Raw genomic sequence first — 6,420 nt, 5'->3', positions numbered from 1 at the left:
TGCCGCAGGATCGCGATAATCTGAGCCTCAGTGTATCTGCTTGTCTTCATTCGAAATCTCCTCGTTCATCTTGCCGAGAAAATTCTACTTATGCAGCCCCTTACTTTCGGGGGGGATTACCGCGGCACTGCGTCGTCAAGGAGTACTTGGATGCGCGAGCGCGCCCAGCATGAAAGGCGCGGAAACATTTAGCGCGTTCTGATCGCCACACGGTAGTTACTGAAGGGGAATGGCTTATTGGATGACTGTACTTGGCCCTGGGGCAAAGAGCTGTCTGAGTTGCGGCATGAGTTGCGTAACGCTGTGCTTTGAAAGATGGACGTCATCCAGCAATCCATAGTTATTGTGATCGAAGAGCTGACAGCTTTCCGAAGGGCACAACGTTGGAAGATACCGCAGCAGACCGATCGCCTGTTCTCCGGGAATCAAATGAAGCAACTGCTCCATCTGGTCTGATGTTTGTTCATAGACCTTGGTGCTGCAGGGGTTTGGGTCGAGCCCCAAATAGTCTGCCCGGGCAACGCAGGAAAATATGCGCTCGCCGGTTGGTGCCACCGTCGCTAGAATCGGGCGTGCTCCCATCGCAGAAATATCTTGCGACGTGACCAGAAGTGTCTTTTGGAAAATCGCGAGCGAATGTGGAAGGTCGACCCGAGACGTTCCATCGCTGAGATACCCTGCACCAGAAAGGTAGATTGACCAGCGGCCCGCAAGGATTACAGCCTGAAGGTCCGGAAGGCTCTGAAGCTTTTCGAGAACCCGCTCATTGAACTGGGAACAGGTGCTGCGCATTTCGTTGTTCGGAAGCATTTCCACATTCGGAAGCGGGGCACAACCCGCCTTGGTCAGGATAAGGGCGGCCGTGCCGGATTCCGTGACGAAGGCGCGAAATACGGGTATGAGTTGGGCGGCATGGGAATCCCCCCAGAGCACAAGAGTGGGCTCCATTGATGGATTGCCTATGACGCATGCGCTGTCATCGGGCAGGGCTCCATCTCGCATCAGGCATGGATTGTCTCGAAACGCGCGACTCTCTGCGTTGGCTTGGAGGATCCAGTCGGGCATGTCCTGGCGCGCTGGTAGGCCCCCCTGTCTTAATCAGGGCTACCGCAAGGAACCCAGTTGCGATCACTGGCACGAGTGCAACTGTCCCCCAGAAGATCAATTTGCTCTTGGTTGCGGAGCGGCGACGGAATGGAGGCTCCACGAAGATCAGGATCAGGTAGGCCGCGAGGAACATCAGCACGATCTGAAGAATTTGGGTCGCCAAACCGATTTCCCGAGGGGACGCCAGTTCCCAGAAAACGATGATAGGCCAGTGAACGAGGTATAAGGGATAGGAAAGGCGCCCGATGAAGGTCATCGGGCGGCTCGCAATGATGGATGAGATCGGGTTCTCAAACTGGCCGCCATAGATAATTGCAACGGCTCCGAGGCAAGGCACCAAGGCGCTCAGTCCCGGAAATCTAGTCAGAGATGTATAGAAGAAAACAGAATAACTGAGCGCCCCCAAGCCCATGCCGACGATTGCACCGGCGAAGTAGCGATTCAACCAAGGTTTCGCATTGACTAGGGCGCTTAGGACACCACCGATCGCAAGCTCCCATGCGCGGGTTGGAAGCATGTAGAACGAAAAAGTCGGGTTCGTGTCCAATAGGGCCTGAGAAGCTACCAGGCTAATCAGAATGACGGCGGCCATCACGGGAAGAAGATAACGGCTCCCAATGCTTCGGATGACCAATATCAGCAGGATCGGCCACAACAGATAGAACTGCTCCTCTACTCCAAGAGACCATGTGTGCAGAAGGGGCGATTCCTCAGAGGTTACTCCGAAGTAACTGTCACGCCGGTAGAAGACGATATTGGAAACCGACATGGAGGCCCCGATCAGGCTTTTGGCGAATCGTGTCAACTCCGAAGGCAGCAAGATGAGCAGGGCCGCTACCACGGACACGGAAAGGACAACGAACAAGGCCGGGAAGATGCGCCTTACTCGGCGCATATAGAATTCCACCAGGCTGAAGCGCCCTTGTGCAATACGATTCACAATATCTTGGGTGATGAGGTACCCCGATATGACAAAAAACACGTCGACGCCAACATAGCCACCCGAGAAGACTGAAAACCCCATGTGGAAGACAACGACGGAAAGAACAGCGATCGCGCGCATCCCATCAATGTCAGGACGAAATTCAATGAAACGCGATGCATTCGAAGGCACGGGAAAATTCATAACTGCTCCTGAAAACTTAGCAGATTTGATGGCACTAGAGACTGAAACGCACATTTAAGAGGATCAGCCCCACCTGAGTGGTCCAGCTTGAGTGATAGTGCATGACCAGCTTCCGGTTCATCTGGACGATGGTTGCCGGAGCCGGCGCGTGGTCACCTAGAAGATTGTGTGGTCTCTTCTTAGTGTAGTATTTTCTCCACTGTTCAGTTAGGCTCTTCGCTTCCCAGAGCGCCGCTCTGTCATGGCAATATCAGAGGCTGTACTGCCTCGAACATCGGGCGAACGGTGTCGATTCCGTAGTGGCTCAGGTGGTTGCTGTCTGCGAAGTAGCTGCCATTTTCATCCGCGAACCTGCAGTGGTCGGCGTCACAGAGCCAAATGTCCGGCCTGAGCATTTCCGACCCTAACTTCTTTGAAAGGGCAATGATCGTGTCACTGAACTCTAAGTCAAAAATGCTTCGCGGTATCTCGAACGCCCCTTTCGCATCGATTTCGGAAATCCAGCCGAATTTCAGCTGACGCGCAAGTTCGCTAGGAAGATTGTATCCTGGCGTTTGGATGGGCCCAATCAAATAGACCATCTCTTTTTCGTGCTTCAGCGAGTTGATGAGATCCAGCAAGGCATCGGTGAAATGCTCGCCCCTGGGATCTTCAATGACCGTGCCGTCGCTTTGGACCACAACCTCGTGACCGTAGGTCGTACCGATGAAGACCGTCGATATTGTGTCGTCGGCCAGGACTACATTCAGGTTGGTCGCAGCCATTTGCGCGCAGCGCGGCGACACATTGACATGCGGGGTTGGCGTACAGCTGTTCAAAGGGATCAGCAGCACCCCCGCCGGTTTATCCTTGTAAAGGTCGAGGATCGCATCGGCATACATCTGGGCGTGAGAATTCCCCATGATGGCTACATTCCCCGATGGCGCGATCTTTTTGAGGACACACGCCCGCGATGAGCCGTACGCAACGTAGTCTGAAATTCCACACCGATAGTTAGTCTGGACCTGCGCTGCCAGACGTTCCGACAGACCATCGGTGTTGCGCTTATTAGAAAACACATTCATGGCGATCACCAGCGCACAACACGATGCGATGAAGCTGATCGAAACGCGCAGCGGAAGGCGGTATCGGAACGGCTTCTCGACCAACTGAAAGCCCAGCTCTGACAACACCAGTATCAGTGCTAGGCTTCCCAGCTTCCATGCCAACGGAGTTTCGCCGACAAATGCGTAGTTGAGGAAAGCGACGATGGGCCAGTGCCAAAGATACAGCGAAAAAGACCTGCGTCCCAAATAGGTCATGACTGGGGCCGCCAGCACCTTGTCAAGACTGAACGCACCGCGCGTAGTAGCGAGATAAATCGCCGCCGAACATGCAACAACGATTTCACTTGGAAAGCTTTTGTCCGCGAAAAAGAAACTGAACGCCATAACGGTCAATGCCAAAGCCGACAGGGTTGCGTTGTCTCGTCGCCAGCCGCCGGCAACGATCAGCGCGGCCAGCACCCCGCAGCCCAATTGCCAGGCCCGGGTTGGCATCAGGAAAAACGCGGGGGAGTCGCCACCAAATTGACGCAGACCCAGATAGACGCCAAGGCTGATCAGTGTGAGTGCGGACACGGCCACCAGTAGACCTGCGGGACGCAGCCTTAGGCGAACGATAAACAACCAGAAAAGCGCCGGGAACATGATATAGAATTGCTCTTCCACCGCGAGCGACCACATATGCAGCAGAGGTTTGACCTTGTCCGGAGCTCCGAAGTACCCGCCATCGCGCCAAAAAAAGATGTTGGCCCAGAACGTAGCCGTCGCGAAAGCGGACTCGATCAGCTTTGCAAAATCCTCGTTGAGCAGAATGACCTGCCCCACCCCGACGGTCGCGACCACGACCAGAAATGTCAGCGGCAGAAGGCGCTTGATGCGCCGCATATAAAAGTCCGCGAAGCTGAATCTGCCTTCCCGAATCCGCGCCTGTATCCGCCTTCGGTTGTGATCGGCCCCGGCGCTGCGGTCAAGGCCGCGCGGGTTTCTTGCCAGCCCGCCATTTTGCTGCTAATCCGCAGCTATCCGTTGGGGTGCCCCGCAAGGGGCTGAGAGGCCAAAGCGCCAACCCATCGAACCTGATCCGGTCAGTACCGGCGGAGGGAACGGAGCACAGTCACCGCGCGTATACCGCGCCGCTCTTCCTTCGTTCGTGCCCCGGCAAGATTGGAAGAGAGAGCGCAAGATGACACCATCAGCCCTGACAATTGCCGGATCCGACAGCGGCGGCGGCGCGGGCATTCAGGCCGATCTCAAGACGTTTTCCGCCCTCGGCGTGTTCGGCACCAGCGCCATCACCGCGATCACCGCGCAGAACACGCGCGACGTGATCGCGGTGACGCCGGTGCCGGACGGCATGGTTGCCGCGCAGATCGGGGCGGTGCTTGACGATATTCGGATCGATGCCATCAAGATCGGGATGCTCGGTGCCCCCTCTTTGATCGAAACCGTGGCGCAGGCGCTGCGCGGGTTCGAGGGGCCGGTGATTCTGGACCCGGTGATGGTCGCGAAATCCGGTGCGGCCCTGTTGCCCGACGGCGCAACAGAGGCGCTGGTGCGGATCCTGCTGCCGCGGGCCGATGTGCTGACCCCGAACCTGCCGGAAGCGGCCCGGCTGTTGAATGCCCCCATGGCCCATACCGCCGAGGAGGTCCGCAGCCAGGGCGCGCGCCTGTGTGCGCTAGGCGCCCGCGCCGTCGTCATGAAAGGCGGCCATGCTGCGGGCGACATCTGCGTGGACTGGCTGGTGACCGATGCCGGCGCCATCTGCCTGGAAGCCCCGCGCATTGCCACCCGCAACACCCATGGCACCGGGTGCACGCTTTCTTCGGCGATCGCGGCCGAACTGGCCAAGGGGGCCGGGCTGGAAACCGCGCTGCGCCGCGCCCATGGCTGGCTTCACGGGGCGATCCGGGCGGCTGACAGCCTTGAGATCGGCACTGGCCACGGTCCGGTGCATCACTTTCATGAGGTCTGGGCATGACCGCGCCCGTCACCGTTCTGGGCGGCGGGGTCTCGGGCCTGTGCGTCGCGGCCGAACTGTCCGCGCGCGGTGTGCCCGTCACCTTGCACGATCCGGCGGCCCGGCCCGGCCCCCATGCCTGTTCGTGGTGGGCCGGCGGGATGCTGGCGCCGTTTTGCGAAGGCGAAACCGCCGAGCCGCCGGTGGTGCGTCTGGGCCAGGAGGCCGCCGATTGGTGGGCCCGCCAAGGCGCGCGCGTGGTGCGCAACGGCTCGCTCGTGGTCGCCCTTGGGCGCGACCGGCAGGAACTGGACCGCTTCGCGCGGCGCAGCCACGGACACCGACCGCTTGACCACGTGGCGCTGGCCGCGTGCGAACCCGATCTGGATGGCCGGTTCGACCGGGCGCTGTATTTCCCGGACGAGGCGCATCTCGATCCGCGCGCCGCCCTGTCCGGCCTGCGCGACCGGCTGGCGGCCGGCGGCGTGCGGTTCGGCCCCGCCAGCCCCGCGCCGCAGGACCCGGTGATCGACTGCCGCGGCCTGGCGGCGCGCGACCGGCTGACCGATCTGCGCGGCGTGAAGGGCGAAATGGTCGTGCTGCGCAGCCCCGACATCGCGCTGCGCCGGCCGGTACGGCTGCTGCATCCGCGCTTTCCGCTTTACATCGTGCCGCGCGGCGACGGGGTGTTCATGCTGGGTGCAACCCAGATCGAAAGCGCCGACCGCAGCCGCGCCACCGTGCGCTCGGTGCTGGAACTGCTTTCGGCCGCCTATGCGCTGCACCCCGCCTTTGGCGAGGCGGAGCTGCTGGAGATCGGCGTCGATGCGCGCCCGGCCTTTGCCGACAACATGCCGCGCATCCGGCGCCGGGGCGGCACGATTTTCGTGAACGGGCTGTACCGGCATGGCTTTCTGCTGGCCCCGGCGCTGGCCCGCATGGTGGCCGACCTGCTGCTGGACGGCAAAATACCGGAGGTAATGGATGAAGATCACGGTTAACGGCACCCCGACCGAGGTGCAGGCCGAAACCCTGCACGACATCGTGCACGAGTTGGGCCATGGCGACGCCAGGGTCGCCACCGCGGTAAACGAGACCTTCGTGCCCGCCGGCGCCCGCGCCGCGCATCGACTGGCCCCCGGCGACCGGCTGGAAATCGTCGCGCCGCGGCAGGGGGGCTGAGC

At 60.1% G+C, this 6,420-nt stretch carries 6 protein-coding genes and 1 riboswitch; of the genes, 3 read left to right on the top strand and 3 right to left on the bottom strand.

Annotated elements, in window-relative coordinates; genetic code table 11:
* Window positions 1–234: 234 nt before the first annotated feature.
* From ACSR1C_RS03435 to ACSR1C_RS03425, 3 genes are all read right to left on the bottom strand, one after another.
* A complete protein-coding gene (locus tag ACSR1C_RS03435) occupies window positions 235–948 on the bottom strand; it encodes an SGNH hydrolase domain-containing protein (protein WP_460257913.1) in 714 nt (237 codons plus the stop codon).
* 28 nt (window positions 949–976) lie between these two features.
* On the bottom strand, window positions 977–2,233 hold the full coding sequence (locus ACSR1C_RS03430; RefSeq protein WP_460257912.1) for an acyltransferase family protein: 1,257 nt from the start codon (window positions 2,231–2,233) through the stop codon (window positions 977–979).
* Between the two features lie 239 nt (window positions 2,234–2,472).
* On the bottom strand, window positions 2,473–4,197 hold the full coding sequence (locus ACSR1C_RS03425) for an acyltransferase family protein (RefSeq protein ID WP_460257941.1): 1,725 nt from the start codon (window positions 4,195–4,197) through the stop codon (window positions 2,473–2,475).
* A 96-nt stretch (window positions 4,198–4,293) separates the two neighbouring features.
* Window positions 4,294–4,396: riboswitch (TPP riboswitch) on the top strand.
* Window positions 4,397–4,459: 63 nt separating this feature from the next.
* Between ACSR1C_RS03425 and thiD the strand changes: the two genes are divergently transcribed.
* The 3 genes from thiD to thiS are packed head-to-tail and all read left to right on the top strand — an operon-like array spanning window position 4,460 to window position 6,418.
* Entirely contained in the window at window positions 4,460–5,257 is a 798-nt protein-coding gene (gene thiD, locus ACSR1C_RS03420) for a bifunctional hydroxymethylpyrimidine kinase/phosphomethylpyrimidine kinase (protein ID WP_460257911.1), read from the top strand.
* On the top strand, window positions 5,254–6,237 hold the full coding sequence (locus tag ACSR1C_RS03415; protein ID WP_460257910.1) for an FAD-dependent oxidoreductase: 984 nt from the start codon (window positions 5,254–5,256) through the stop codon (window positions 6,235–6,237). Before thiD ends, ACSR1C_RS03415 begins: the two co-directional genes overlap by 4 nt.
* A complete protein-coding gene (gene thiS, locus ACSR1C_RS03410) occupies window positions 6,221–6,418 on the top strand; it encodes a sulfur carrier protein ThiS (protein ID WP_460257909.1) in 198 nt (65 codons plus the stop codon). The genes ACSR1C_RS03415 and thiS overlap by 17 nt, the downstream gene beginning before the upstream one ends.
* Window positions 6,419–6,420 lie beyond the last annotated feature (2 nt).

The sequence above is a fragment of the Actibacterium sp. D185-2 genome (assembly GCF_054954595.1).
This window is presented reverse-complemented; position numbering and strand designations above follow the sequence as displayed.